General features: G+C 64.9%; 25 protein-coding genes and 1 tRNA gene. 16 read left to right on the top strand and 10 right to left on the bottom strand.

What is annotated here, in order from left to right; all coding sequences use genetic code 11:
- Positions 1–9: 9 nt before the first annotated feature.
- The 8 genes from secY (at position 10) to ACSFCA_RS17000 (ending at position 4,781) form a co-directional block, all read left to right on the top strand.
- Entirely contained in the window at positions 10–1,323 is a 1,314-nt protein-coding gene (secY, locus tag ACSFCA_RS17035; RefSeq protein ID WP_093059387.1) for a preprotein translocase subunit SecY, read from the top strand.
- Between the two features lie 64 nt (positions 1,324–1,387).
- A complete protein-coding gene (rpmJ, locus tag ACSFCA_RS17030; protein WP_013544106.1) occupies positions 1,388–1,501 on the top strand; it encodes a 50S ribosomal protein L36 in 114 nt (37 codons plus the stop codon).
- Positions 1,502–1,524: 23 nt separating this feature from the next.
- On the top strand, positions 1,525–1,890 hold the full coding sequence (gene rpsM / locus ACSFCA_RS17025) for a 30S ribosomal protein S13 (RefSeq protein ID WP_013544105.1): 366 nt from the start codon (positions 1,525–1,527) through the stop codon (positions 1,888–1,890).
- 12 nt (positions 1,891–1,902) lie between these two features.
- Complete coding sequence (gene rpsK, locus ACSFCA_RS17020; protein WP_009124825.1) at positions 1,903–2,307, top strand: 30S ribosomal protein S11; 405 nt, start codon at positions 1,903–1,905, stop codon at positions 2,305–2,307.
- 131 nt (positions 2,308–2,438) lie between these two features.
- Positions 2,439–3,062: a 30S ribosomal protein S4 gene (rpsD, locus tag ACSFCA_RS17015; RefSeq protein WP_009124826.1), complete on the top strand. Its 624-nt coding sequence runs from the start codon at positions 2,439–2,441 to the stop codon at positions 3,060–3,062.
- Between the two features lie 142 nt (positions 3,063–3,204).
- The gene (locus ACSFCA_RS17010) at positions 3,205–4,194 is read left to right on the top strand and encodes a DNA-directed RNA polymerase subunit alpha (protein WP_093059385.1); all 990 of its coding nucleotides are present in this window, start codon (positions 3,205–3,207) and stop codon (positions 4,192–4,194) included.
- A gap of 93 nt (positions 4,195–4,287) precedes the next feature.
- Entirely contained in the window at positions 4,288–4,686 is a 399-nt protein-coding gene (rplQ, locus tag ACSFCA_RS17005) for a 50S ribosomal protein L17 (RefSeq protein WP_093059382.1), read from the top strand.
- 18 nt (positions 4,687–4,704) lie between these two features.
- A tRNA-Met gene (locus ACSFCA_RS17000) sits at positions 4,705–4,781 on the top strand.
- Positions 4,782–4,893: 112 nt separating this feature from the next.
- Here ACSFCA_RS17000 and ACSFCA_RS16995 read toward each other — a convergent pair.
- Positions 4,894–5,544 carry an HD domain-containing protein gene (locus tag ACSFCA_RS16995; RefSeq protein ID WP_435460434.1) on the bottom strand — a complete coding sequence of 217 codons (651 nt, stop codon included), beginning with the start codon at positions 5,542–5,544 and terminating at the stop codon, positions 4,894–4,896.
- 109 nt (positions 5,545–5,653) lie between these two features.
- On the opposite strand from ACSFCA_RS16995, the gene ACSFCA_RS16990 reads away from it, so the two are divergent.
- Positions 5,654–6,637: a GlxA family transcriptional regulator gene (locus tag ACSFCA_RS16990; RefSeq protein ID WP_435460537.1), complete on the top strand. Its 984-nt coding sequence runs from the start codon at positions 5,654–5,656 to the stop codon at positions 6,635–6,637.
- Here ACSFCA_RS16990 and ACSFCA_RS16985 read toward each other — a convergent pair.
- Genes ACSFCA_RS16985 through ACSFCA_RS16960 form a run of 6 tightly spaced genes read right to left on the bottom strand, consistent with a single transcriptional unit; the run spans position 6,624 to position 13,561 of the window.
- Entirely contained in the window at positions 6,624–7,022 is a 399-nt protein-coding gene (locus ACSFCA_RS16985; RefSeq protein ID WP_258352357.1) for a RidA family protein, read from the bottom strand. The genes ACSFCA_RS16990 and ACSFCA_RS16985 overlap by 14 nt on opposite strands.
- Entirely contained in the window at positions 7,019–8,641 is a 1,623-nt protein-coding gene (locus tag ACSFCA_RS16980; protein ID WP_435460435.1) for an AMP-binding protein, read from the bottom strand. Before ACSFCA_RS16980 ends, ACSFCA_RS16985 begins: the two co-directional genes overlap by 4 nt.
- A gap of 5 nt (positions 8,642–8,646) precedes the next feature.
- The gene (locus ACSFCA_RS16975) at positions 8,647–9,840 is read right to left on the bottom strand and encodes an acyl-CoA dehydrogenase family protein (RefSeq protein ID WP_435460436.1); all 1,194 of its coding nucleotides are present in this window, start codon (positions 9,838–9,840) and stop codon (positions 8,647–8,649) included.
- A 4-nt stretch (positions 9,841–9,844) separates the two neighbouring features.
- Entirely contained in the window at positions 9,845–10,699 is an 855-nt protein-coding gene (locus tag ACSFCA_RS16970; protein WP_435460437.1) for an enoyl-CoA hydratase family protein, read from the bottom strand.
- On the bottom strand, positions 10,696–11,175 hold the full coding sequence (locus tag ACSFCA_RS16965) for a MarR family winged helix-turn-helix transcriptional regulator (protein ID WP_258352360.1): 480 nt from the start codon (positions 11,173–11,175) through the stop codon (positions 10,696–10,698). The genes ACSFCA_RS16970 and ACSFCA_RS16965 overlap by 4 nt, the downstream gene beginning before the upstream one ends.
- Before the next feature lies 1 nt (position 11,176).
- On the bottom strand, positions 11,177–13,561 hold the full coding sequence (locus ACSFCA_RS16960) for a bifunctional salicylyl-CoA 5-hydroxylase/oxidoreductase (RefSeq protein WP_435460438.1): 2,385 nt from the start codon (positions 13,559–13,561) through the stop codon (positions 11,177–11,179).
- Positions 13,562–13,692: 131 nt separating this feature from the next.
- On the opposite strand from ACSFCA_RS16960, the gene ACSFCA_RS16955 reads away from it, so the two are divergent.
- Together ACSFCA_RS16955 and ACSFCA_RS16950 are read left to right on the top strand one after the other, a co-directional pair.
- The gene (locus ACSFCA_RS16955) at positions 13,693–14,961 is read left to right on the top strand and encodes a class I SAM-dependent methyltransferase (protein ID WP_435460439.1); all 1,269 of its coding nucleotides are present in this window, start codon (positions 13,693–13,695) and stop codon (positions 14,959–14,961) included.
- 11 nt (positions 14,962–14,972) lie between these two features.
- Positions 14,973–15,296 carry a DUF1840 domain-containing protein gene (locus ACSFCA_RS16950; RefSeq protein ID WP_093059364.1) on the top strand — a complete coding sequence of 108 codons (324 nt, stop codon included), beginning with the start codon at positions 14,973–14,975 and terminating at the stop codon, positions 15,294–15,296.
- An 8-nt stretch (positions 15,297–15,304) separates the two neighbouring features.
- On the opposite strand, the gene ACSFCA_RS16945 is transcribed toward ACSFCA_RS16950, so the two are convergent.
- Both ACSFCA_RS16945 and ACSFCA_RS16940 read right to left on the bottom strand, forming a co-directional pair.
- A complete protein-coding gene (locus tag ACSFCA_RS16945) occupies positions 15,305–16,330 on the bottom strand; it encodes a Bug family tripartite tricarboxylate transporter substrate binding protein (protein ID WP_435460440.1) in 1,026 nt (341 codons plus the stop codon).
- Between the two features lie 78 nt (positions 16,331–16,408).
- Complete coding sequence (locus ACSFCA_RS16940) at positions 16,409–17,335, bottom strand: LysR family transcriptional regulator (protein WP_258352364.1); 927 nt, start codon at positions 17,333–17,335, stop codon at positions 16,409–16,411.
- A 134-nt stretch (positions 17,336–17,469) separates the two neighbouring features.
- Between ACSFCA_RS16940 and ACSFCA_RS16935 the strand changes: the two genes are divergently transcribed.
- Together ACSFCA_RS16935 and ACSFCA_RS16930 are read left to right on the top strand one after the other, a co-directional pair.
- Complete coding sequence (locus tag ACSFCA_RS16935) at positions 17,470–18,243, top strand: SDR family oxidoreductase (RefSeq protein WP_435460441.1); 774 nt, start codon at positions 17,470–17,472, stop codon at positions 18,241–18,243.
- 464 nt (positions 18,244–18,707) lie between these two features.
- Positions 18,708–19,208, top strand: coding sequence for a ferritin-like domain-containing protein (locus tag ACSFCA_RS16930; protein ID WP_435460442.1), 501 nt, complete (start codon positions 18,708–18,710; stop codon positions 19,206–19,208).
- Between the two features lie 37 nt (positions 19,209–19,245).
- On the opposite strand, the gene ACSFCA_RS16925 is transcribed toward ACSFCA_RS16930, so the two are convergent.
- Positions 19,246–19,521 (bottom strand): hypothetical protein, encoded by a 276-nt coding sequence (locus tag ACSFCA_RS16925; RefSeq protein ID WP_258352397.1) that lies wholly within the window; start codon positions 19,519–19,521, stop codon positions 19,246–19,248.
- Between the two features lie 264 nt (positions 19,522–19,785).
- Between ACSFCA_RS16925 and xylF the strand changes: the two genes are divergently transcribed.
- The 3 genes from xylF to ACSFCA_RS16910 all read left to right on the top strand — a co-directional run bounded on the left by xylF (position 19,786) and on the right by ACSFCA_RS16910 (position 22,918).
- Positions 19,786–20,808, top strand: coding sequence for a D-xylose ABC transporter substrate-binding protein (xylF, locus tag ACSFCA_RS16920; protein WP_258352398.1), 1,023 nt, complete (start codon positions 19,786–19,788; stop codon positions 20,806–20,808).
- 120 nt (positions 20,809–20,928) lie between these two features.
- The gene (locus tag ACSFCA_RS16915; RefSeq protein ID WP_258352399.1) at positions 20,929–22,119 is read left to right on the top strand and encodes a sugar ABC transporter permease; all 1,191 of its coding nucleotides are present in this window, start codon (positions 20,929–20,931) and stop codon (positions 22,117–22,119) included.
- A 1-nt stretch (position 22,120) separates the two neighbouring features.
- Positions 22,121–22,918, top strand: a complete 798-nt coding sequence (locus ACSFCA_RS16910; RefSeq protein ID WP_258352400.1) for an ATP-binding cassette domain-containing protein — start codon at positions 22,121–22,123, stop codon at positions 22,916–22,918.

Genomic DNA, 22,918 nt, shown 5'->3' with positions numbered 1-22,918 from the left:
AAGTTCTTCGTGGCAACTAACGCGGCAACGATCGCAAAAACAGGCAAGTTCGGCGACCTCCGCCGTCGGCTCGTCTTTTTGCTGCTCGCGCTCGTGGTCTACCGGATTGGCGCGCACATTCCTGTGCCGGGTATCAACCCGGACCAGTTGGCGGCGCTGTTCCAGGGCCAGCAGGGCGGCATTCTGAGCCTGTTCAACATGTTCTCGGGCGGGGCGCTGTCGCGCTTCACCGTGTTCGCGTTGGGGATCATGCCGTACATCTCGGCGTCGATCATCATGCAGCTGATGACCTACGTGCTTCCGACCTTCGAGCAATTGAAGAAGGAAGGCGAGGCCGGCCGCCGCAAGATCACGCAGTACACGCGCTACGGTGCGTTGGGCCTGGCTCTATTCCAGTCGTTCAGCATCGCGGTGGCACTCGAGTCGTCGGCCGGTCTGGTCATCTCGCCCGGTTTCGGCTTCCGCCTGACCGCCATGGTGAGCCTGACGGCAGGTTCGATGTTCCTGATGTGGCTCGGCGAGCAGATCACCGAACGCGGTCTGGGCAACGGCATCTCGATCCTGATCTTTGCAGGTATCGCGGCCGGCCTGCCCAACGCCATCGGCGGCCTGCTGGAGCTGGTGCGTACTGGTGCCATGAATGTCATCGTCGCGCTCTTCATCGTCGCGGTGGTGGTGCTGGTCACCTACTTCGTGGTGTTCGTCGAACGTGGCCAGCGCAAGATCCTCGTGAACTATGCGCGGCGCCAGGTCGGCAACAAGGTCTATGGCGGCCAGTCGTCGCACCTGCCCCTGAAGCTGAACATGGCTGGTGTGATCCCGCCGATCTTCGCTTCGTCGATCATCCTGCTGCCCGCAACGGTGGTTGGCTGGTTCAGCACCGGTGAAGGCGGCTTCCGCTGGATCAAGGACGTTGCCGGCGCTCTGCGTCCGGGCGAGCCGATCTACGTGTTGCTGTACGCTGCCGCGATCGTTTTCTTCTGCTTCTTCTACACGGCACTCGTGTTCAACAGCAAGGAAACGGCTGACAACCTGAAGAAGAGTGGTGCATTCATTCCTGGCATTCGCCCGGGTGACCAGACCGCTCGCTATATCGACAAGATTCTGGTTCGCCTGACGTTGGCTGGCGCGGTGTACATCACCTTCGTCTGCCTGCTGCCCGAGTTCCTGATCCTGAAGTACAACGTGCCGTTCTACTTCGGTGGTACCTCCCTGCTGATCATCGTGGTCGTCACGATGGACTTCATGGCCCAGGTGCAAAACTACATGATGTCCCAGCAGTACGAATCGCTGCTGAAGAAGGCGAACTTCAAGACATCGTAGGGCTGTGTTTCAGTATTGAGTCCGGGCGGTAGACCGCCACGTTAAACAGTTTTAGGAGAATGAAATGAGAGTTTCGGCTTCGGTCAAAACCATCTGCCGTAATTGCAAGGTCATCCGCCGTAAAGGTGTGGTGCGTGTGATTTGCACCGACCCGCGCCACAAGCAGCGCCAGGGTTGATTGAAGAGTATTAGAGGACGCACATGGCACGTATTGCTGGCATCAACATTCCGCCGCACAAGCACGCTGAAATCGGCCTGACCGCCATCTTCGGCATCGGTCGCACCCGCGCCCGTCAGATCTGCGAAGCGAGCGGCATCGAATATTCGAAGAAGATCAAGGATCTGACCGACGCCGATCTCGAAAAGATCCGCGACCAGATCGCTCTGTTCACCATCGAAGGCGATCTGCGTCGCGAGACGACGATGAACATCAAGCGTTTGATGGACATCGGCTGCTATCGCGGCTTCCGTCACCGTCGCGGCCTGCCGATGCGCGGCCAGCGCACGCGCACCAACGCCCGCACCCGCAAGGGTCCGCGCAAGGCTGCGCAGTCCCTGAAGAAATAAGGATAGAACAGCATGGCTAAAGCACCTGCAAACAACGCCGCACAGCGCGTTCGCAAGAAGGTTCGCAAGAACGTCGCGGACGGTATCGCTCACGTGCACGCTTCGTTCAACAACACCATCATCACGATCACCGATCGCCAGGGCAACGCCCTGTCGTGGGCTTCGTCGGGTGGCCAGGGCTTCAAGGGCTCGCGCAAGTCGACGCCGTTCGCTGCGCAGGTGGCTTCCGAAGTGGCCGGCCGTGCTGCTGTCGAACAAGGTATCAAGAACCTCGACGTCGAGATCAAGGGCCCGGGCCCCGGTCGCGAATCGTCGGTGCGCGCACTGGCTGCGCTCGGCATCCGGATCAATTCCATTGCCGACGTGACGCCCGTTCCGCACAACGGCTGCCGTCCCCAGAAGCGTCGCCGCATCTGATCGTCAGTCCGCAAGGCGCAGCCAGCTTTGAATAGCGGCTGCGCATTTGTTTTTTAACTAAGCCCACCGCCATCCGCGTTTCGCCGATGGCTCCCGCAGGCAACTGCGGCAGATGACACAAAGGAAAAATCGTGGCACGTTACCTCGGCCCCAAGGCCAAACTTTCCCGCCGTGAAGGCACCGACCTGTTCCTGAAGAGCGCTCGCCGTTCGATCCAGGACAAGGCCAAATTCGACTCCAAGCCCGGCCAGCACGGTCGCACCTCGGGTCAGCGCACTTCCGACTACGGCCTGCAACTGCGTGAAAAGCAGAAGGTCAAGCGCATGTACGGCGTGCTCGAGAAGCAATTCCGCCGCTACTTCGAAGAAGCTGATCGTCGCCGTGGCAACACCGGCGCCAACCTGCTGTTCATCCTCGAATCGCGCCTGGACAACGTCGTCTACCGCATGGGCTTCGGCTCGACCCGCGCCGAAGCGCGCCAGCTCGTGTCGCACAAGGCGATCACGGTGAATGGTCAGTCGGTCAACATCCCGTCGTACCTGGTCAAGACCGGTGACGTGATCGCCGTGCGCGACAAGTCGAAGAAGCAAAACCGCATTGTCGAAGCGCTGCAACTCGCCCAGCAAGTCGGTATCCCGGCTTGGGTTGATGTGAATGCCGACAAGGCCGAAGGCACGTTCAAGAAGGTGCCCGATCGCGACGAATTCGCCGCCGACATCAACGAATCGCTGATCGTCGAACTGTATTCGCGTTGATTTTTTCTACCCGCTTGCGCGTCTTTGCGCTGGCGGGAGATTGATATTGTTGTTCACGTTCCTGCTCCGCGCTTCGTCGCGGATCAGGTGCTTCACCAGCCTTACCGGTGTAACGAGCCGGGGGTATTGAGAGGAAGTCTGCATGCAAACCACCCTGCTGAAACCCAAGACCATCCAGGTCGAGCAACTTGCCCCCAACAAGGCCAAGGTCACGCTCGAACCTTTCGAGCGCGGCTACGGCCACACGCTCGGCAACGCGCTGCGTCGCGTTCTGCTGTCGTCCATGGTCGGCTACTCGGCCACCGAAGTCACGATCGCTGGCGTTCTGCATGAGTACTCGTCGATCGACGGCGTGCAGGAAGATGTCGTCAACATCCTGCTGAATCTCAAGGGCGTGGTGTTCAAGCTCCACAACCGCGACGAAGTCACTCTGAGCCTGCGCAAGGACGGCGAAGGCCCGGTCCTGGCGTCGGACATCCAGACCCCGCACGACGTCGAGATCATCAACCCTGACCACGTGATCGCGCACCTGTCGCAAGGCGGCAAGCTCGACATGCAGATCAAGGTCGAAAAGGGTCGCGGCTACGTGCCCGGCACGATGCGCCGCTACGCCGACGAGCCGACCAAGTCGATTGGCCGCATCGTCCTCGACGCGTCGTTCTCGCCCGTCAAGCGCGTGAGCTACACGGTCGAAAGCGCCCGTGTCGAACAGCGTACCGACCTCGACAAGCTGCTGGTTGAAATCGAAACCAACGGTGCAATCACCGCCGAAGACGCTGTGCGCGCATCGGCTAAAATCTTGGTTGAACAGCTCGCCGTGTTTGCGCAGCTCGAAGGCGGCGAACTCGCTGCATTCGATGCACCGGCACCGCGTAGCGCACAGCAATTCGATCCGATCCTGCTGCGCCCTGTCGACGAGCTCGAGCTCACCGTGCGTTCGGCCAACTGCCTGAAGGCCGAAAACATCTACTACATCGGTGACCTGATCCAGCGCACCGAAAACGAGCTGCTCAAGACCCCGAACCTGGGTCGCAAGTCGCTCAACGAAATCAAGGAAGTCCTCGCTTCGCGTGGCCTGACCTTGGGTATGAAGCTCGAAAGCTGGCCGCCGGCCGGTCTCGACAAGCGTTGATTTGAATTTTTGAAATAGGCCCCCTTAAAAGGGCCAGTGCACCGGGCAGTACCTGACACGGCTGCCTGTTTTTATAAAGTAAAGGAAAGCACCATGCGTCACGGACACGGACTCCGCAAACTCAACCGCACCAGCTCGCACCGCCTTGCGATGCTGCAGAACATGATGAATTCGCTCATCGAGCACGAAGTCATCAAGACCACGGTCCCCAAGGCCAAGGAACTGCGCCGCGTCATCGAACCGATGATCACGCTCGCCAAGAAGCCCACGCTGGCCAACAAGCGCCTGGCTTTCGACCGCCTGCGCAGCCGCGACAGCGTCGTCAAGCTCTTCGGCGAACTCGGCCCGCGCTTCGCCGCGCGTCCGGGCGGCTACACCCGCATCCTGAAGATGGGTTTCCGCGTGGGCGACAACGCTCCGATGGCGCTCGTCGAACTGGTCGACCGTCCTGAAATTAAAGAAGAAGCAGCCGAGCAAAACGCTGCTGAATAAGCTATAATTCCATCTTGCCGCGCGATGGAGCAGCCTGGTAGCTCGTTGGGCTCATAACCCAAAGGTCGCAAGTTCAAATCTTGCTCGCGCAACCAATTTAAAAGGCCCTTTGAATTTCAAAGGGCCTTTTTTCTTGGTCGGTAAATGAATTGAAAAAGCCCTCGCAAAGAGGGCTTTTTTGTTTCCGGAATTCGCGCGCACTCAGTCTTAACCGTGCCAGGCCGAGCAGCGGATCACGCTGCAGAAGTCGCCCCGGTGGAAGTGCGGCTCCTTGTCCGCGATCACGTCTGCCTTGACGTTGCCGAACGTCGTCTCCGGCTTGTGCCGGATGCCGTCGTAGAAGGCCTGGATGATGTCTTCTTTGAAGTGTTCGGTACGCGGATGCGCATGCACGACCTTCGTGCGCTCGGCCTCGCTGTACTCCTCGTAGGTCAGGCCCAGCACGTCCATCTCGACACCAGCCGTGACCAGCGCCACCACCGGGTGCATGTGCTGCGGGATACCGGGCGTCGTGTGCAGCGCGATCGCGGTCCACACCAGGTCGACATCCTGCTGCGAGATCCCGTGCCCGCGCAAGAAATCGCGTGCAACGTTCGCGCCGTCGACTTCGAAGCGCTCGTGCGCGCTGCTGTGCTTCTTCACCAGCCCCATGTCGTGGAACATCGCGCCGGCGTACAGCAGCTCCGGGTCGAAGGTCAGCCCGCGGCGCTTGCCGGCGAGCGCTCCGAAGTAGTAGACCCGGCTCGAATGGTGAAAGAGCAGCGGCGGGGCCGTGTCCCGGACCAGCTCCCTGATCTCGCGTGCAAGCTTGCTGTCGGGGATGCGCACCCCTGCGACATCCGTCGTCGTCAAAGCCATGTGGATTTCTCCTGTGAAGTTGAGACAACTTTAGGAGTAGGCTGTGGTGGCTTCAATCGACGTAAGACGGCGAATCCAGACATTGCCCGGCTGAAAGCGCCACAGATCCATAAAAGCCACGAAGACCATCGCCATCCTCGCCATGCCCGGCGTCCAGTTGCTGGACGTGTCCGGCCCGCTCGACGTGTTCGCCGAGGCCAACGAGCAAGCCCGTTCGCAGGCCTACAGGCTGCAGGTGATCGCAAGTCGGCGAGGTCCCGTTCGCAGTTCCTCGGGAGTGCGGCTCATGCCCGATGCAATCATCGGCGATGCAATGGACGAACCTATCCACACGCTGCTCGTCGCGGGCTCTCCGCACGCTGCCGGTGCCGCGTCCGATGCCAATGTGACCGCGTGGCTGAAGCAGCAGACACCCAAGATGCGCCGCTTCGGCTCAGTCTGCAGCGGTGCCTTCGTGCTGGCCCAGGCCGGGCTCCTGAACGGCCGGCGCGTCACCACGCACTGGGCCGTTGCCGATCAACTCGCGCGGGACTTTCCCTCGGTCACCGTCGATACCGATGCCATCCACGTGCGCGACGGCCGCCTGCGCACGGCCGCTGGCGTCACGGCGGGCCTCGACCTGTCGCTCGCATTAGTCGAGGAAGACCTCGGCCGCGACATCGCCATGAGGGTTGCCGCGCAACTCGTGATGTTCTTCAAACGCCCTGGTGGCCAGATGCAGTTCAGCCGCAAGGGAGAGGCCGCGCCCACCGGCCGCTCGGCCCTGCAGGAGGTCCAGCGCTGGATCTCCACCAACCCTGCCGAGGATCACAGCATCGCGAATCTCGCGACGCGCATGGGTCTCAGCGAACGCCACTTCGCGCGGCTCTTCAGACAGGAGGTCGGAGTCACACCCGCAGCATGGGTGGAAGACGTTCGCGTGGCCGCCGCGCGCCGCCTGCTGGAGGCTGGAGACGCGGCACCCAAGCAGGTGGCGTTCGAATGCGGATTCGCCGATGCCGACACGCTGCGCCGCGCGTTCCAGCGGCAGGTCGGCATCACGCCCGCGGAGTACCGCAAGCGCTTCGGGACGGTGTCAGTCAGTCCGGAATGACTGCCGTCACCTCGATCTCGACCTTCGCGCGGTGCTCGACCAGCGCCGCCACCTGCACGCAGGTCATGGCCGGGAAGTTGCGGCCCATCGCATCGCGATAGACGGGGCCGAGTTCGGCGAGCCGGCTGCTGTATTCGTCGCGGTCCGTCACGTACCAGGTCATGCGCACCATGTGCTCGGGACCCGCGCCGCCTGCGCGCAGCACCTCAGCGATGTTGCGCAGCGCCAGGCCGCATTGCTCGATGAAGTCGTCCGACTCGAACTGCTGCTGCGCATTCCAGCCGATCTGTCCGCCGACGAACAGCGTCGTGCCGCGCGCGGCAACGCCGTTCGCATAGCCTTTGGGAGGCAGCCAGCCTTCGGGCTGCAGGAGTTTGTGGATCATGATGTTGTGTTGAGTTGTCTCAGTTTGAATCGTTGGAGCTTGCCGGTTTCGGTGCGTGGCAGCACCGGCACGAACTCGATTTCCCGCGGGTATTTGAACGGCGCGATCGTTGCCTTCACGTGGTCCTGCAGCGCCTTCACGAGGGCTGCATCGCCCTCGTTGCCGGGCTTGAGGACGCAGAACGCCTTCACGATCATGCCGCGGTCGGCATCGGGCTTGCCGATCACGCCGCACTCGGCCACGGCTGGGTGCTTGAGCAGCGCATCTTCGACCTCCGGGCCGCCGACGTTGTAGCCGGCCGTGATGATCATGTCGTCGGCGCGTGCCTGGTAGAAGAAGTAGCCGTCATCGTCCTGCACGAACGAATCGCCCGGATAGTTCCAGCCGTTCTTCACGTAGTCGGCCTGGCGCGGATCGTCGAGATAGCGGCAGCCCACTGGGCCCTGCAGCGCGAGTTTGCCGACCGTGCCGCGCGGCACCTCGTTGCCTTCGTTGTCCACCACCTTCGCGGTGAAACCCGGCACTGCCTTGCCGACCGCGCCGCGGCGCACGTCGTCGCCCGCAGCCGAAATGTAGATGTGGAACACCTCGGTGCCACCGATACCGTCGAGCATCTCGATGCCGGTGGCGTCCTTCCACAGCTGACGCGTGGCATCGGGCAGCGCCTCGCCGGCACTTACGCTGATGCGCAGGCTGGGCATGCCGTGCTGCTTCACGAACGGCGCCATCTGGCGATAGAACGTGGGCGCCGTATAGCAGATGGTCGCCCCGACCTCGTTGATGAGCTTCACCAGCCCCTCGGGCGTGAACGGCGCATCGGGAAAGTAGACCGAAGCCCCCGCCCACATCGGGAACACCAGCAGCCCACCGAGGCCGAAGGTGAAGGCCAGCGGCGGCGAGCCCACCACGATGTCGTCACTGCGCGCACGCAGCACATGGCGCGGCCAGGTCTCGCACATCGTGAGCACGTCGCGGTGCGTGGTGACGGGCGCTTTCGGCTTGCCCGTGGTGCCCGATGTGAAGGCCAGCAGCGCGATGTCGTCCGATGCCGTGGGGCAGGCCTTGAACACACCGCTCTTCTTCGCCGCGCGTGCAGAGAGCGAGTCTTCCGCTTCAGGCTTGTTGAATGCGATCACCGTGGCGAGCACCGGATGCGCCTGCTGCGCGATCACGAGCTCGTCGAGCAGGCGCCCATCGCACAGCGCGGCCACGGGCTGCGCCTTCTCGATGATCTCGCCCAGCTCCTTCGCGCGCAGCAGCGGCATCGTTGCCACCGCGATCAGCCCGGCCTTCACCACCGCGAGCCACGACAGCGCCATGGCCACCGAGTTGCCGCCACGAAGCAGCACGCGATTGCCCGGCACGAGCCCGAGGTCTTCCGTCAGCACCTGCGCGATGCGATTGACCTCGACGGCCGCTTGCGCGTACGTCAGCGTGCCTTGCGGCGAACGCAGCATCGGCTTGTCGCCGAGGCCCTTGGCCGCCGCCTTGTCGAGCAGTTCCTCGACCAGGTTCAACTGGTCGGGCAACTGCAGCTCGGGCAGGTCGTAGCGAAAGACGGGCAGCTGCGCGGCAGGCGGCAGGCGGTCGTGAACGAAGCGGTCGACTTGGGCAGACACGGTGTTTATCCCCGCAGAACAGATTTACCGATGATCAGTTGTTGGACTTCCGTCGCGCCTTCGTAGATGCGCAGCGAGCGGATGTCGCGGTAGAGGCTTTCAATCTTCGTGCCAACCTTCACGCCGAGGCCGCCGTGCATCTGCAGCGACATGTCGATCACGCGGCTTGCGTTTTCAGTGGCGCACATCTTGGCCATTGCGGCTGCAGCGGAGACGTCGCCCACTGCCGGTGCACCGCGTTGCTCTGCGTCGTCGCGCATCCACGCGGCGCGGTACGTGAGCAGCGCAGCGCTGTCGATCAGCGCTGCCATCTCGCCGAGCTTGGCCTGCGTGAGCTGGAAATCCGCCAGCGTCTGGCCGAACATGCGGCGGCTCTTCGAATGCGCAATGGCTTCTGCCAAAGCGCGACGACCCATGCCGAGCGCGGCTGCCGCTACCGAGGCGCGGAAGATATCGAGCGTGCGCATCGCGAGCTTGAAGCCGCCGTTGAGCTCACCGAGTTGCGCCGAGCGCGGCACGATGCAGTTCTCGAAACGCAGCGTAGCCAGCGGATGCGGCGCCATCACGTCGATGTGCGCGGAGGTGTCGAGGCCGGGCGTCGTCGCATCGACGATGAAGGCCGTGATGCCGCGCGTACCGCCGGTGGGGTCCGTCTTCGCGAAGACGCAATAGAAGTCGGCGATGCCGCCGTTGCTGATCCAGGTCTTCTCGCCGTTGAGCTTCCAGCCGTCAGCGGTTGCTTCGGCGCGCATTGCCATCGCGCCCACGTCGGAGCCCGCTTCGGGTTCGCTGAGCGCGAAGGCCGCGATCTTGCTGCCCTTGGCTACTGCCGTGAGGTAGTTCGCGTGCTGCTCCGGCGTGCCTGCAAGCGTGATCGCTCCGCTCCCGAGGCCCTGCATCGCGAACGCGAAGTCGGCGAGCGGCGAGTGAAAGGCGAGCGTCTCGCGCAGCAGCACGAGGGCGCGCGAGTCGAGTCGTTCCAGTGCGCCGCCGGACGTGCCCGGCACGCAGTAGCGCAGCCAGCCGCCGGCGCCGAGCCGCTGAACCCAGTCGCGGCAGGCGGCGCGGTCATCACGCTCGTCGACTTCCTGCGCAGCGGCCCAGGGCAGCAGGCCGTCGGCTAGCGCGCGATGCGCGTCGTCGAAGAAGGGCAGCGCAAGGTGCGCGGTCGATGGCGGGGCGGGTGCTTTGGTCATCATCGCGTCAGTCTCCGCCGAACACCGGCTTGCGCTTGGCTGCGAAGGCTTCGTACGCACGCTTGAAGTCTTCGGTCTGCATGCAGATGGCCTGCGCCTGCGCTTCGGCCTCGATGGCCTGGTCGATGGTCATGGACCATTCCTGCGACAGCATGGTCTTCGTCATGCCGTGAGCGAAGCTCGGGCCTTCGGCCAGCTCGCGTGCCACCTTGGTGGCAGCTGCGAGCAGCGCATCGCTTTCGTGCAGTGCGTTGAAGAAGCCCCAGGCGTGGCCTTCCTGCGCAGTCATCGCGCGGCCGGTGAACAGCAGTTCCGATGCGCGGCCCTGGCCGATCACGCGCGGCAGCAGCGCGCAGGCGCCCATGTCCGCACCGGCAAGGCCGACGCGCGTGAAGAGGAACGCAGTGCGCGTGGCGGGCGAGCCATAGCGGAGATCGCAGGCCAGCGCGATCATCGCGCCAGCACCGGCGCACACACCGTCGATGGCGCCGACGATGGGCTGCGGGCACGCACGGATCGCCTTCACCAGGTCGCCCGTCATGCGCGTGAACTCCAGCAGCTCGGGCATGCGCATGCCGGTCAGCGGTCCGATGATCTCGTGCACGTCGCCGCCAGAGCAGAAGTTGCCGCCTGCACCGGTCACGACGATCGCCTTCACGTCGGTCGCGTAGTTCAGCGCGCGGAACAGGTCGCGCAGTTCGGCATACGAGTCGAACGTAAGCGGGTTCTTGCGCTCCGGCCGGTTCAGCGTGACGGTGCCGACGCCGGCCTCGTAGCTCCATGCGAAGTGCTCGGCCTTGTAGGCTGCCTTCGCTTCGAATTGCGCGCGCATGGGGTTGCCTGCGCCGATGTAGTGCTTCATTCGGTCTCCGCCATCAATTGGTTGTGTGAGTGTTCCTTGACCTTGCCGAGCAGCTTGTGGAGTTGCGAGATCTCCTTGCCGCTGAGGCCCGCGAAGGCCTCGACGATCCAGTCTTCGTGCTGCTGCGCCATCTCGTTGAAGAGCTTGCGCCCGCGCGGCGTGAGGCGCACGCGCCAGGCGCGGCGGTCGCCCTCGACGTTGATGCGCTCGACCAACCCTTCGGTCACGAGCTGATCGGTGATGCCGGTCACGTTGCCGCCCGTCACCATCATGCGGCGCGAGAGCTCGTTCATCTTGAGACCGTCGGGCGAGCGCTCGAGCTGCGACATCAGGTCGAAGCGCGGCAGCGTGGTGGCGAACTGCGAGCGCAGTTCGTTGCGCACCTGCTTCTCGATCAGCTGGGTGCAGGTGAGCAGCCGCAGCCAGAGCCGCAGTGCTTCGGGGTGTTCGCTGTGCGCGCGCGCTTCGAGGTCCATGTCAGTGCGTCTCCTCGCCGCTCTGTGCGGCCATCGCGGCATTCGCTGCCGCTGCGAGCTGCTGTTGCTTGGCGATCTCGCGGTACATCTGGTCGCGACCGCTGAGGTATTGCTTGGGCCAGTCGACGTCGCGGCTCTGCAGCTTGGCGGCTTCGTGCAGCGTCCATGCTGGGTCAGCCAGATGCGGGCGCGCGACGGCGCACAGGTCGGCGCGGCCGGCCGCGATGATGCTGTTGGCCTGGTCGGCGTCGGTGATGGCGCCGACCGCAATGGTCGAGATGCCGACCTCGTTGCGGATGCGGTCCGAGAACGGCGTCTGGTACATGCGGCCGTACACCGGCTTCGCGTCGCGCGTGGTCTGGCCGGAAGACACGTCGATGAAGTCGGCGCCGGCTTCCTTGAAGAACCGTGCGATCACGATCGCATCGACGTCGGTGTTGCCGCCGGGCGCCCAGTCGTGCGCGGAGATGCGCACGCTCATGGGCTTGTCTGCTGGCCACACGGCGCGCATGGCGCGGAATACTTCGAGCGGATATCGGCAGCGGGCTTCGATGTCGCCGCCGTATTCGTCGGTGCGTAGATTGGTGAGCGGGCTGATGAAGGCCGACAGCAGGTAGCCGTGCGCGCAGTGCAGTTCGAGCCAGTCGAAGCCGCATTCGACGGCGCGGCGGGTTGAGTCGACGAACTGGTCGCGCAGCGTGTCCATCTCGGCGCGCGTGATGGCGGCGGGAAGCTGGTTCTGTTCGCCGTAGGGCAGCGCGCTCGCGGCCAGCAGAGGCCAGTTGCCGCTTTCGAGCGGCTCGTCGGTGCCTTCCCAGCCCACGCGGGTCGAGCCCTTGGGCCCGCTGTGGCCGAGTTGCATGGCGATCTTGGCGCTCGACTGCGTGTGCACGAAATCGACGATGCGTTTGAACGCGGCCTGCTGCGTGTCGTTGTACAACCCCGTGCAGGCCGGTGTGATGCGGCCTTCGGGCGTCGGGCTGGTCATTTCGACGAACACCATGGCGGCGCCGCCGAGTGCGCGTGCGCCCAGGTGCACAAGCAGAAAGTCTTGCGGCACACCGTCGACTGCGCTGTAGGTGGCCATCGGCGACACCAGGATGCGGTTCTTCAGCGTGAGACCGCGCACCTTGTAGGGCATGAGCATCGGCGCCATGGCCTTGCCGCCCGCCAGCCACTGCTCGTAGCCGCCCAGCCATTGCGTGTCGCGCACGCGCAGGTTCTCGTGGCTGATGCGTTGCGAGCGGGTGAGCAGCGAATAGGCGAACTGCTCGATCTGCATGCCGGTGTAGCGCGGCACGTTCTCGAACCACTCGGTAGAGTTGCGTGCGGCGTTCTGGATCTTCAGCACTTCGACGCTGCGGCGTGCCTCGTAGCCTTCGAGCACATGGTCGACGGTGCCGCCCTGCGCGAATTCGTTGGCCAGGTCGATCGCGTCTTCCAGCGCGAGCTTGGTGCCCGAGCCGATGGAGAAGTGCGCCGTGTGCGCGGCGTCGCCCATCAGCACCACGGGCACCGAGCGGCCTTCGACGTCGATGCGGTGGGTCCAGCGCTCGCACACCACGCGCGGAAAGCGGATCCAGTTGGCCGATCCGCGCAGGTGCGTGGCATTGCTGATCAGCGAGTGGCCGCCGAGGTACTTGGCGAACAGCTTCTCGCAGAAGGCGACGGCCTCGGGCTGCTCCATCTGGTCGAGGCCATGGGCCTTCCACACGGCTTCGGGCGTCTCGACGATGAAGGTCGAAGTCTTGTCGTCGAACTGGTAGGCATGCGCCTGGAACCAGCCGTGCTCGGTCTGTTCGAAGGCGAAGGTGAAGGCGTCGAAGGTCTGGTGCGTGCCCAGCCAGACGAAGCGGCAGTTGCGCAGGTCGACGTCGGGTTTGAACACGTCAGCGTAGCGCTGGCGGATGCGGCTATTGAGGCCGTCGCTGGCGATCACCAGATCGGCCTTGTACTGCGCGGCAATGGCCTGGTCGTCGGTGGCGTCGGTTTCGAACACCAGGTCGACGCCGAGCGCGAGGCATCGCTCCTGCAGGATGTTCAGCAGCCGTTTGCGGCCGATGCCGCAGAAGCCATGCCCCCCCGAGCGCACCTGGCGGCCCTTGAAGAACACCTGGATGTCGTCCCAGTGGTGGAACTCGTTGCCGATGAGCGCCGCGGTCTCGGCGTCGGCCGCGCGCAGGTTGCCCAGCGTCTGGTCGCTCAGCACCACGCCCCAGCCGAAGGTATCGAAGGGGCGGTTGCGTTCCACCACGGTGATCTGCAGCGCCGGGTTGCGCGCCTTCATCAACAGGGCGAAATAAAGCCCGGCCGGCCCCCCGCCGATGCACAGGATGCGCTGGAGGTCCGAAGCGGGAGCGGATTTGAGCGGGCTGAGGCTGTTCATGGTTCAATAGTTTAGACATAAACAATCTCATGTCAATCCCGATTCGCACCGGGCGCCCGGCGTGCCGCTCGCGGCCCCCGCTGACACGGGTAGTCATGCAAAAACTTGGAAAAATCAATACCATGGGCCCCATGCAAAACTTGATACCCAAGATCGAGTCGCAGCTGGCTTCGCTGCCTGTCCCCATCGCGCTGGAGCTGCCAGATGGCAGGCGCGTTGCCCAGGCGGGAGCCCGCGTCACCCTGGCCTTCAAGGAATGGACGGTGCTCGCCAAGCTGGCGGCCCGACAGGTGGGGGCCATCGGCGAAGCGTATGTCGAGGGCAAGGTGCAGATCGAGGGCGCCATGCGCGACCTGATCGACGCCACCGTCGGCATGCTGCCCGGCAACCCGGCCGAAACCGACACCGGTTGGTGGAGCCGCCTGCAGCACCGGGCCAAGTCCCATGGCTCGCACTCGCTGCGCAAGGACGCGGCCCAGATCGAGTTCCACTACGACGTCTCCGACGACTTCTACGCGCTGTGGCTGGACCCGCGCCGCGTGTATTCATGCGCCTACTTCCGCACGCCCGACCTCACGCTGGCCCAGGCGCAGGAAGCCAAGCTCGACCACATCTGCCGCAAGCTCATGCTGCAGCCGGGTGAGCGCTATCTGGACATCGGCTCCGGCTGGGGCGCGCTGCTGCTGTGGGCGGCCGAGCATTACGGCGTGGACGCCACCGGCATCACGCTGTCGAAGAACCAGCATGCCTACGTGCAGCGGCTCATCGAAGAAAAGGGCCTGCAGGGCCGCGTGCGCGTCGAGCTGCGCGACTACCGCGAGGTGCCGGTCGACCAGCCCTTCGACAAGATCTCGTCGGTCGGCATGTTCGAGCACGTGGGTGCGGCCAACATGCCGACCTACTTCCGCAAGATCCATTCGCTGCTGAAGCCGGGCGGCCTGGTGATGAACCACGGCATCACCTCGGGCGAGCTCAACTACCGGCAGCTGGGCGCCGGCATGGGTGACTTCATCGAGAAATACATCTTCCCCGGCGGCGAGCTGCTGCACGTGACGCACGTGCTGCGCGAGACGGCCGCGGCCGGCCTGGAGATGGTCGACACCGAGAGCCTGCGCCCGCACTACGCGCGCACGCTCTGGGCCTGGTCGGATGCACTCGAGGCGCAGCTCGACACCGCGCGCGAGGTGCTGCAGCGCAACGGCGGCCGCCAGGCCGAGAACGCCGAGCGCGTGCTGCGGGCCTACCGCCTGTACCTCGCGGGCTCGGCCATGAGCTTCGAACAGGGCTGGATCTCGCTGCACCAGATGCTGTCCACCAGGCCCGACGGCAAGGTCGAACACGGCGTTTTGCGCGGCGCGCAATCGGTGTACCCTTTTGCCCGTGACTACATCTACAAGTGAGTGAAAACACCATGCTCTATCGATTCCAGTCCCGAGCCTCCCCCGACTTCGTGATGCTCGAAGTGCATGCCCGCCAGTTGCTGGACATCGTCGGCAAGTCGGCGGCCCCGCAAGGCATCATTACGGTTGAGCAGATCCCTGGCGCCATCGCGGCCATCGAAGCCGCGCTGGCGCGCGAGGGCTCCAACGCCCACAACAACGACGACTACGCCGTCGAAGGCCACGCCAACGAGGCCGAGAAGCAGCATGTCGGGCTACACCAGCGTGCAATCCCCCTGCTCCACATGCTCAAGGATTCGCTGGCCGAAAAGAAGGACGTGACCTGGAAGACCTGAGCGGTCGGTCAGTCCACTTTCGCACCGGAGTCCTTCACCACCTTCGCCCACTTCACGTGCTCGCTCGCAATGAGCTTCGTGAAGTCGGCGGGTGAATTCCCGCTCGGAATCGCGCCCTGCGCGAGCATCTTTTCCTTGATGGCCGGCGTGCCCAGCGACTTGGCCACTTCCTGCTGAATCCGGTTCACGATCTCGGGCGAGGTGCCGGCCGGCGCCAGCAGCCCGAACCACGAGCTCGCCTCGTAGCCCTTGAGCGACGGGCCCCCCACTTCTTCCACCGTCGGAATGTCCGGCAGGGCGGGTGAGCGCTGCGCGCTCGTTACGGCCAGGGCAGTGAGCTTGCCGGCCTTGATCTGCGCCATCGACGAGGGCAGGTTGTCGAACATCACGTCGGCGTTGCCGCCCACCATGTCCAGCAGCGCCGGGCCCGAGCCCTTGTACGGAATGTGCGCCATGAAGGTGCCCGTCATGCTCTTGAACAGCTCGCCCGCGAGATGGATCGACGTGCCGCTGCCGCTCGACGCCATGTTCAGCTTGCCCGGGTTGGCCTTGGCGTACTTGATGAAGTCCTGCACGTTGCGGATGTTCAGCGTCTTCGCCTTGTCGGCGTTCATCTCCATCACATTCGGCACGGCGGCCACCAGCGTGATGGGCGCGAAGTCCTTGATCGGGTCGAAGGGCAGCTTGGGGTACAGCGCGCGGTTGATGCCGTGCGTGCCGACCGTGCCCATCAGCAGGGTGTAGCCGTCGTTCGGCGCGCGCGCCACGATCTCGGCGCCCACGTTGCCGCCCGCGCCCGCGCGGTTGTCCACGATGAACTGCTGGCCGAAGGCCTTCGACAGCTCGGGCGCGACGGCGCGCGCCAGGATGTCGGTTGTACCGCCGGCCGCAAAGGGCACGACGATGCGCACCGGCTTGGTCGGCCAGGTGCCTTGGGCCCACGAAGGGGCGGCCATCAGGGTCAGGGCGGTGGCTACGGATGCGGCCAGCGCGGTGCGGCGACTGGGCTTGAAGAGAGAGAAAGAAGAAGTCATGCGCGCGTTTGTACAGGTGCACGCCACGGGCGTCGCGGGTGAAAACCCCGTGAGCCGGTGGGTCGCCGCACAGTCGGCTCAGGCCACCTGCATGCGCTGCGCAAACCGCTCGTTGCGAAAACGCTCCAGCACGAAGTCGATGAACACGCGCGTCTTCGGCGGCAGCAGCTTCTTGCTCGGGTAGTAGAGCCACACTGCGCCCGCGTCCTGATGCCATTCGGGCAGCAGCCGCAGCAGTTCGCCGCTGCGCAGCCCGCGCTCCACGAAGGGCATCGGCAGCATCGCCACGCCCAGCCCCATCAGCGCCGCATGCGCGATGGCTTCGGGGTCGTTGAAGATCGCGCGCGGCCGGGGCAGGTCGACCGTGGCCTCCTCCCCGCGCGCATGCCGCAGCGTCCAACTGCGCAGCCGCCCCGTGGGCGAGGAGCGGCGCAGCAGGGTGTCGAGCGCCGCCAGGTCCGAGGGATGCCTGGGCCGCTTGCGCCCCTCCATGTAGCGCGGCGACGCCACCGCCACCACGTGGATGCGCGCCAGCTCCCGCGCCACCAGTCCGGCCGACAGCTCGATGCCGCCGCCGATGGCCGCGTCGAAGCCCTCGCCGACCAGATCGACCTGCTGGTTGTCGAAATGCCAGTCCGGCAGGATGGCCGGGTAGCGCGCGAGAAAGTCGCCCATCAGCGGCAGCACGTGCTCGCGCCCGAAGGCTTGGCCCATGCTCACCTTCAGCGTGCCGGCGGGCTGGCCGTCGTCGGTGTCGATGCCGGCCACGGCCTCCTGCAGCGTGGCCAGCGCGGGGCCGATCTGCGCCAGGAATCGCTCGCCGCCCTCGGTCAGCGTGAGGCTGCGCGTGCTGCGCTGGAACAGCCGCACGCCCAGCCGCGCCTCGAGCCGCGCCACGTTCTTGCTGACTGCGGCCGGCGTCAGCCCCAGGCGCCGGGCGGCGGCCGAGAAGCTGCCGCCTTCGGCGCTCTGCACGAAGGATTCGAGGTGATTGAGCGGTTCCATGGCCGCATTTTCATTCTCATCTTCAACTCTGGGTTGAATTTGCTTGCGCCAATTGATGGCTACCGCCGGTGGAATGAAATGCCGACACTGAAGGCCTTCCTCCTCTCTTCCTTCTCCACCTGATCGGAAAAATCATGACTTCCAGCACTGCTTCTTCTTCCGCTTCTTCCCCCGTCCTGGCCGGCAAGGTCGCCTTCGTCACCGGCGGTTCGCGCGGCATCGGCGCCGCCATCGTGCGGCGCCTGGTGCGCGACGGCGCCGCCGTGGCCTTCAGCTACGCCAGTTCCAGCGCCCCGGCCGACGAGCTGGTGCGCAGCATCCAGTCCGAAGGCGGCCGCGCCCTCGCGCTGAAGATCGACAGCGCCGACGCTGCCGCGCTCACCGCCGGCATCGACGAAGCGGCCCGTGCCTTCGGCAAGATCGACATCCTCGTGAACAACGCCGGCGTGTTCCTCGGCGGCACCCTCGACGACTTCTCGCTCGAAGATTTCGACAAGACGCTGAACGTCAACGTGCGCGCCGTGTTCGTCGCTGCCAAGGCGGCCTCGCGCCACATGGGCGAAGGCGGCCGCATCATCAACATCGGCAGCACCAACGCCGAGCGCATGCCCTGGCCGGGCGGCAGCGCCTATGCGATGAGCAAGTCGGCGCTGGTCGGCATGGTGCAGGGCCTGTCGCGCGACCTCGGCCCGCGCGGCATCACGGTCAACAACGTGCAGCCCGGCCCGGTCAACACCGACATGAACCCGGTCGACGGCCCCAACGCTGCCGCCATGCACGGCCTGATGGCACTGGCCCGCCATGCCCGTCCGGAAGAAATCGCCGGCATGGTCGGCTACCTGGCCAGCCCCGAAGCTGCGTTCGTGACCGGCGCCAGCCTGAACATCGACGGCGGCTTCGCAGCCTGACGGTTGCTCGCCAGGCCGCTCCCTTCTTCTCCTACTTATTTCTCTTATTAAAGATAGTAGTAGTAGATAAGGGTAAACCCCTGCTGTGGAAACTGCGCTTTTTTCCATGGCTGACAACGACTTGCGCTGCCTGCTTCACTGTGCGCACCTCTGCTTTCGGGGCTGCCTAGAAAAAGGAACAACTTAAGGGCGATCGGGCCGGCTGTGGACAACCGGTCCCTTGTGCCAAAACTTTCCCCAGAGTTTTCCCGAGCGTCTCCGCTCAGCGTCTGCGCGCAGTGAAGACACCGGAGCGGGTCGTCCTTCGCCTACGCAGGGTCGCCCGATGTGACGACGCGGCGGCGCTGTCGATCTTTCAACCATGGGTCTTCGCTCAGCCGCCAGAGCAATCAATGAAAGCAGAGGCAAGGCTGAACCCTGCAGACCCGGCCCGTCGCACAGACGGGCAACGAAAGGACCCCGACATGGCATACACCGAAGCAACCACAGACACCCTGAACGCAGGCCCCATCCTCGCCAACGACGAGGTCGTGGACGTGCTCAACGACCTGCTCGAAAACTCGCGTGACGGTGAATACGGCTTTCGCGCCTGCGCCGAAGAAGTGAAGGACCCCGCGGCAAAGCAGCTGTTTGCCAGCCGCGCAGAGCAATGCAGGAAGGCCGGTGCCGAACTGATCGCGCTCGTCACCACCTACGGCGGCACACCGGCCTCCGGCGGCACCACCAGCGGCGCATTGCACCGCGGCTGGGTGCACGTGAAGGGATCGCTGGGCGCTAACAGCGAGCTCTCGATCCTGGAGTCGTGCGAGCGCGGCGAAGACGCGGCGGTTGCACGCTACCGCAAGGCGATGAAGCAGAACCTGCCGGCCGACGTGCGCGGCGTGATCGCAATGCAGGCCGAAGGCGCGCAGCGCAACCACGACCAGATCCGCGACCTGCGCAATGCCGCACGTGCGCGTGAGTAACTCGCGCTGATCGGATTCGCGCCGATCTCGCGGCGCCTCACGAAAAGGCCGGGACCTCCCGGCCTTTTTCACGCGTGCCTTCGCCCGGATAGCGCACGCATTGCAGCGCCTCGAAACCCTTCTGCGTGACGGCAAGCACCTGCACCACGCGCAGGCCCGGCATCTTCGCGATGTCCGCGGCCGAGGGCACCAGCGCGAGCACCAGTCCGGCGGCGCGAAGTTTCAGGACTTCATCGATGTCCTTGCGCGAGGACATCACCATGGGTAGCCGCGTGGCGGCAATCTGCCTGAGCATGAGCATGTCTGTGAGCATTTTTTGTCTCCTTGTTCTTCGGCGACAAAGGTCGAAAGAGCGTTCGGAATAAGGCCTCCCGCCAGGCGGGAGGGATGCGAAAGATACCGGGCCGCACACGCCCGCAACGTAGGACCGCATCCCGCGACAAGGGTCGCAATGCGCTCCGGGAATTCCCGGATGCCCAGAGCCCCGCCGCGATGGGATAGTTAGTTCGCCCTTCAAACTAACTAATTTCTTACACGGCTGATCCCTGCGGGGCGCACCAACATTGGAGAGACATCGATGCAACTGAAACACACCCTGGCCGCCATGGCCTTCGGTCTTACGGCCGTGGGCGCGATGGCGCAGACCGTGGTCGGCGTGAGCTGGTCGAACTTCCAGGAAGAACGCTGGAAGACCGACGAGGCTGCCATCAAGGCCCAACTGGAAAAACTCGGCGCCAAGTACATCAGTGCCGATGCGGGCGGCTCGCCCGAGAAGCAGCTCGGTGACATCGAAGGCCTGATGTCCAAGGGCGCCAAGGCGCTCATCGTGCTGGCGATGGACAAGGACGCCATCCTGCCCGCCGTCACCAAGGCCACGCGCCAGAAGGTGCCCGTGGTGGCGTACGACCGGCTGATCGAGGCGCCCGGCGTCTTCTACATCACCTTCGACAACGTCGAGGTCGGCCGCATGGAGGCGCGCGAAGTCTTCAAGGTCAAGCCCAAGGGCAACTACGTGATCATCAAGGGCTCGCCGAGCGACCCGAACGCCGACTTCCTGCGTGCGGGCCAGCAGGAAGTGCTGGACGCCGCCATCAAGAAGGGCGACATCAAGATCGTCGGCGACGAATACACCGAAGGCTGGAAGCCCGAGGTCGCGCAGAAGAACATGGAGCAGATCCTCACCAAGGCCGGCAACAAGGTCGACGCGGTGGTCGCTGCCAACGACGGCACGGCCGGCGGCGCGGTGGCCGCGCTCACGGCCAAGGGCATCCGCGGCATTCCGGTGTCGGGCCAGGACGCCGACTTTGCGGCGCTCAACCGCATCGCGCTGGGCACGCAGACCGCCACCATCTGGAAGGACTCGCGCGAACTCGGCCGCGAAGCCGCCTCCGCCGCCGTGGCGCTGGCCGCTGGCAAGCCGGTCGACAAGGCCGCGCCGTGGGCCGGCGGCGCCAAGAAGATCTCGCTGTCCTCGCGCCTGCTGACGCCGGTGCCGATCACGCGCGACAACCTCGACGTGGTCGTCAAGGCCGGCTGGATCAAGAAGGACGAGCTCTGCAAGGGCGCCTCGGGTGCGAGCGCGCCCGCCGCCTGCAAGTAAGCCGTAGCAACGGACGCGCTGGTCGCGCGTCCATCCGCGCAACGCTGCCGCCTCAGGCCGGCCCACAACGGGCCCGGCCAGGGCAGGTTGCGCACCTGTAGTCCCAAGGGGGTCTGAAAAATGAGCAATCCAACACCGGGCTGGTGGCGCCGCACGGGCATCGACCTGCGGCTGATATTGATGTGCGTGCTGCTGGCTGTGATGGCCGTGGTGTTCAGCGTCATGTCGGGCGGCGTGTTTCTCTCGCCCGAAAATCTCTACAACGTCGCGCAGCAGACGGCCGTGGTCGGCATCGTGTCGACCGTGATGGTGCTGGTCATCGTGGCGCGCCACATCGACTTGTCGGTCGGCTCGGTGATGGGTTTTGTCGGCGTGCTCATCGCGTACCTGCAATACACCTCCGGCTGGTCGTGGCCCACGGCCTGCCTTGCGGGGCTCGCGGTGGCGCTGCTGGTGTCCATCTACCAGGGCTGGCTCACGGCGGTGCTCGGCGTGCCGTCGTTCGTGGTCACGCTGGGCGGCCTCATGTCGTTTCGCGGCGCGGCCTTCCTGGTGGCCGACGGCAAGACGCAGCCGGTGAACGACGAATTCTTCCAGCGCCTGGGCGGCGGCTACGACGGCGGCATCGGCGTCACCGCGAGCTGGGTGCTCGCGGCCATCGTGGCGCTGGTGCTGTTCGGGCGCATGCTGCAAAAACGCCGCGCGCGCCAGCGCTACGACATGCCGACCGAGGCGCTGTGGCTCGACGTGCTGATCACCGCAGTGCCGGTGGCGGTGGTGATCGCCTTCGCATGGGTCATGAACAACTACCAGATCTCGTCGAAGAGCGAGCCGCAGGGCATTCCGATTCCGGTGCTGATCTGGGCCGCGGTGGCGATCGTGCTGTCGTTCATCGTGCACCGCACGCGCTTCGGGCGCTATGTGTTCGCGATGGGCGGCAACCCCGACGCTGCGGCGCTGGTGGGTATTCCGGTCAAGCGCGTCACGCTGATGCTGTTCGCGCTGCTGGCGGTGCTGGTCACCGTTGCGGCCATCGTGTCGATCGCGCGGCTCAACGCGGGCACCAACTCGCTGGGCACGGGCATGGAGCTGTACGTGATTGCGGCGGCCGTCATCGGCGGCACGGCGCTGGCGGGCGGCAGCGGCTCGATCTTCGGCTCGGTGCTGGGCGCGCTCATCATGCAGTCGCTCGACAGCGGCATGCTGCTGCTCGACGTGCCCATCGGCAAGCGCATGGTCATCATCGGGCAGGTGCTGATCGTGGCTGTGGTGTTCGACGTGCTGTATCGCCGCAAGTTTGGGGAGAACTGAAATGGCAGACATCGACACCTCCAAACCCCTGGTGGAACTGCGCGAAATCCGCAAAGCCTTCGGCGGCGTCAAGGCCGTGGACGGCGTGAGCGTCAACCTCTACCCCGGTGAAGTGGTCGCGCTGCTGGGCCACAACGGTGCCGGCAAATCCACGCTGATGAAGATGCTCGCGGGCGCCTACCCCATCGACTCGGGCGACACGCTGATCGCGGGCGAGAAGGTCAACATCCGCACGCCCGCCGAAGCACAGGGCCAGGGCATCGAGACCATCTACCAGACCCTTGCGCTGGCCGACAACCTCGACTCAGTGTCGAACCTCTTTCTCGGCCGCGAGAAGATGACCCCGTGGCGCACGCTCGACGACCACTTCATGGAAGTGCAGGCGCGCAAGGTGTTCCACCGCCTCAACAAGAACTTCACCAACATCCGCGTGCCGGTGCGCCGGCTCTCGGGCGGGCAGCGCCAGGTGGTGGCCATTTCTCGTGCGCTGTACTTCAACGCGCGCATCCTCATCATGGACGAGCCTTGCGCGGCGCTCGGCCCTGAAGAAACCGCGATGGTCGGCGGCCTCGTGAAGCAGCTCAAGGCCGACGGCGTGGGCATCTTCCTCATCACGCACGACATGCCCGACGTGTTCTCGCTGAGCGACCGGCTCGCGGTGATGAAGAACGGCAAGCTTGTCGGCACCTACCGCACAGCCGACGTGACCGAAGACGAGGTGCTCGGGATGATCATTGCCGGCAAGCGGCCCGAGGGCAAGGAGCAGGCCCATCACGCCGACACCGCCGCGCTCGCCTGA

This window comes from Variovorax multivorans (assembly GCF_051216835.1).
GTDB lineage: Bacteria > Pseudomonadota > Gammaproteobacteria > Burkholderiales > Burkholderiaceae_C > Variovorax.
Note: the sequence above shows the minus strand (reverse complement) of the source record. Positions and strands in the feature narration are given on the sequence as shown.

Bases quoted from the DNA above. Each gene is read 5' to 3' on its own strand.
- ACSFCA_RS16960 (WP_435460438.1), bottom strand. From the start codon at position 13,561: ATGAACAGCCTCAGCCCGCTCAAATCCGCTCCCGCTTCGGACCTCCAG.
- ACSFCA_RS16925 (WP_258352397.1), bottom strand. From the start codon at position 19,521: ATGCTCACAGACATGCTCATGCTCAGGCAGATTGCCGCCACGCGGCTA.
- xylF (WP_258352398.1), top strand. From the start codon at position 19,786: ATGCAACTGAAACACACCCTGGCCGCCATGGCCTTCGGTCTTACGGCC.
- ACSFCA_RS16965 (WP_258352360.1), bottom strand. From the start codon at position 11,175: ATGGACCTCGAAGCGCGCGCGCACAGCGAACACCCCGAAGCACTGCGG.
- rpmJ (WP_013544106.1), top strand. From the start codon at position 1,388: ATGAGAGTTTCGGCTTCGGTCAAAACCATCTGCCGTAATTGCAAGGTC.
- ACSFCA_RS16935 (WP_435460441.1), top strand. From the start codon at position 17,470: ATGACTTCCAGCACTGCTTCTTCTTCCGCTTCTTCCCCCGTCCTGGCC.
- ACSFCA_RS16975 (WP_435460436.1), bottom strand. From the start codon at position 9,840: ATGATGACCAAAGCACCCGCCCCGCCATCGACCGCGCACCTTGCGCTG.
- ACSFCA_RS16930 (WP_435460442.1), top strand. From the start codon at position 18,708: ATGGCATACACCGAAGCAACCACAGACACCCTGAACGCAGGCCCCATC.
- ACSFCA_RS17010 (WP_093059385.1), top strand. From the start codon at position 3,205: ATGCAAACCACCCTGCTGAAACCCAAGACCATCCAGGTCGAGCAACTT.
- ACSFCA_RS16910 (WP_258352400.1), top strand. From the start codon at position 22,121: ATGGCAGACATCGACACCTCCAAACCCCTGGTGGAACTGCGCGAAATC.
- rpsK (WP_009124825.1), top strand. From the start codon at position 1,903: ATGGCTAAAGCACCTGCAAACAACGCCGCACAGCGCGTTCGCAAGAAG.
- ACSFCA_RS16940 (WP_258352364.1), bottom strand. From the start codon at position 17,335: ATGGAACCGCTCAATCACCTCGAATCCTTCGTGCAGAGCGCCGAAGGC.
- ACSFCA_RS16945 (WP_435460440.1), bottom strand. From the start codon at position 16,330: ATGACTTCTTCTTTCTCTCTCTTCAAGCCCAGTCGCCGCACCGCGCTG.
- rpsM (WP_013544105.1), top strand. From the start codon at position 1,525: ATGGCACGTATTGCTGGCATCAACATTCCGCCGCACAAGCACGCTGAA.
- ACSFCA_RS16955 (WP_435460439.1), top strand. From the start codon at position 13,693: ATGCAAAACTTGATACCCAAGATCGAGTCGCAGCTGGCTTCGCTGCCT.
- ACSFCA_RS16915 (WP_258352399.1), top strand. From the start codon at position 20,929: ATGAGCAATCCAACACCGGGCTGGTGGCGCCGCACGGGCATCGACCTG.
- ACSFCA_RS16985 (WP_258352357.1), bottom strand. From the start codon at position 7,022: ATGATCCACAAACTCCTGCAGCCCGAAGGCTGGCTGCCTCCCAAAGGC.
- ACSFCA_RS16995 (WP_435460434.1), bottom strand. From the start codon at position 5,544: ATGGCTTTGACGACGACGGATGTCGCAGGGGTGCGCATCCCCGACAGC.
- rplQ (WP_093059382.1), top strand. From the start codon at position 4,288: ATGCGTCACGGACACGGACTCCGCAAACTCAACCGCACCAGCTCGCAC.
- ACSFCA_RS16950 (WP_093059364.1), top strand. From the start codon at position 14,973: ATGCTCTATCGATTCCAGTCCCGAGCCTCCCCCGACTTCGTGATGCTC.
- ACSFCA_RS16970 (WP_435460437.1), bottom strand. From the start codon at position 10,699: ATGAAGCACTACATCGGCGCAGGCAACCCCATGCGCGCGCAATTCGAA.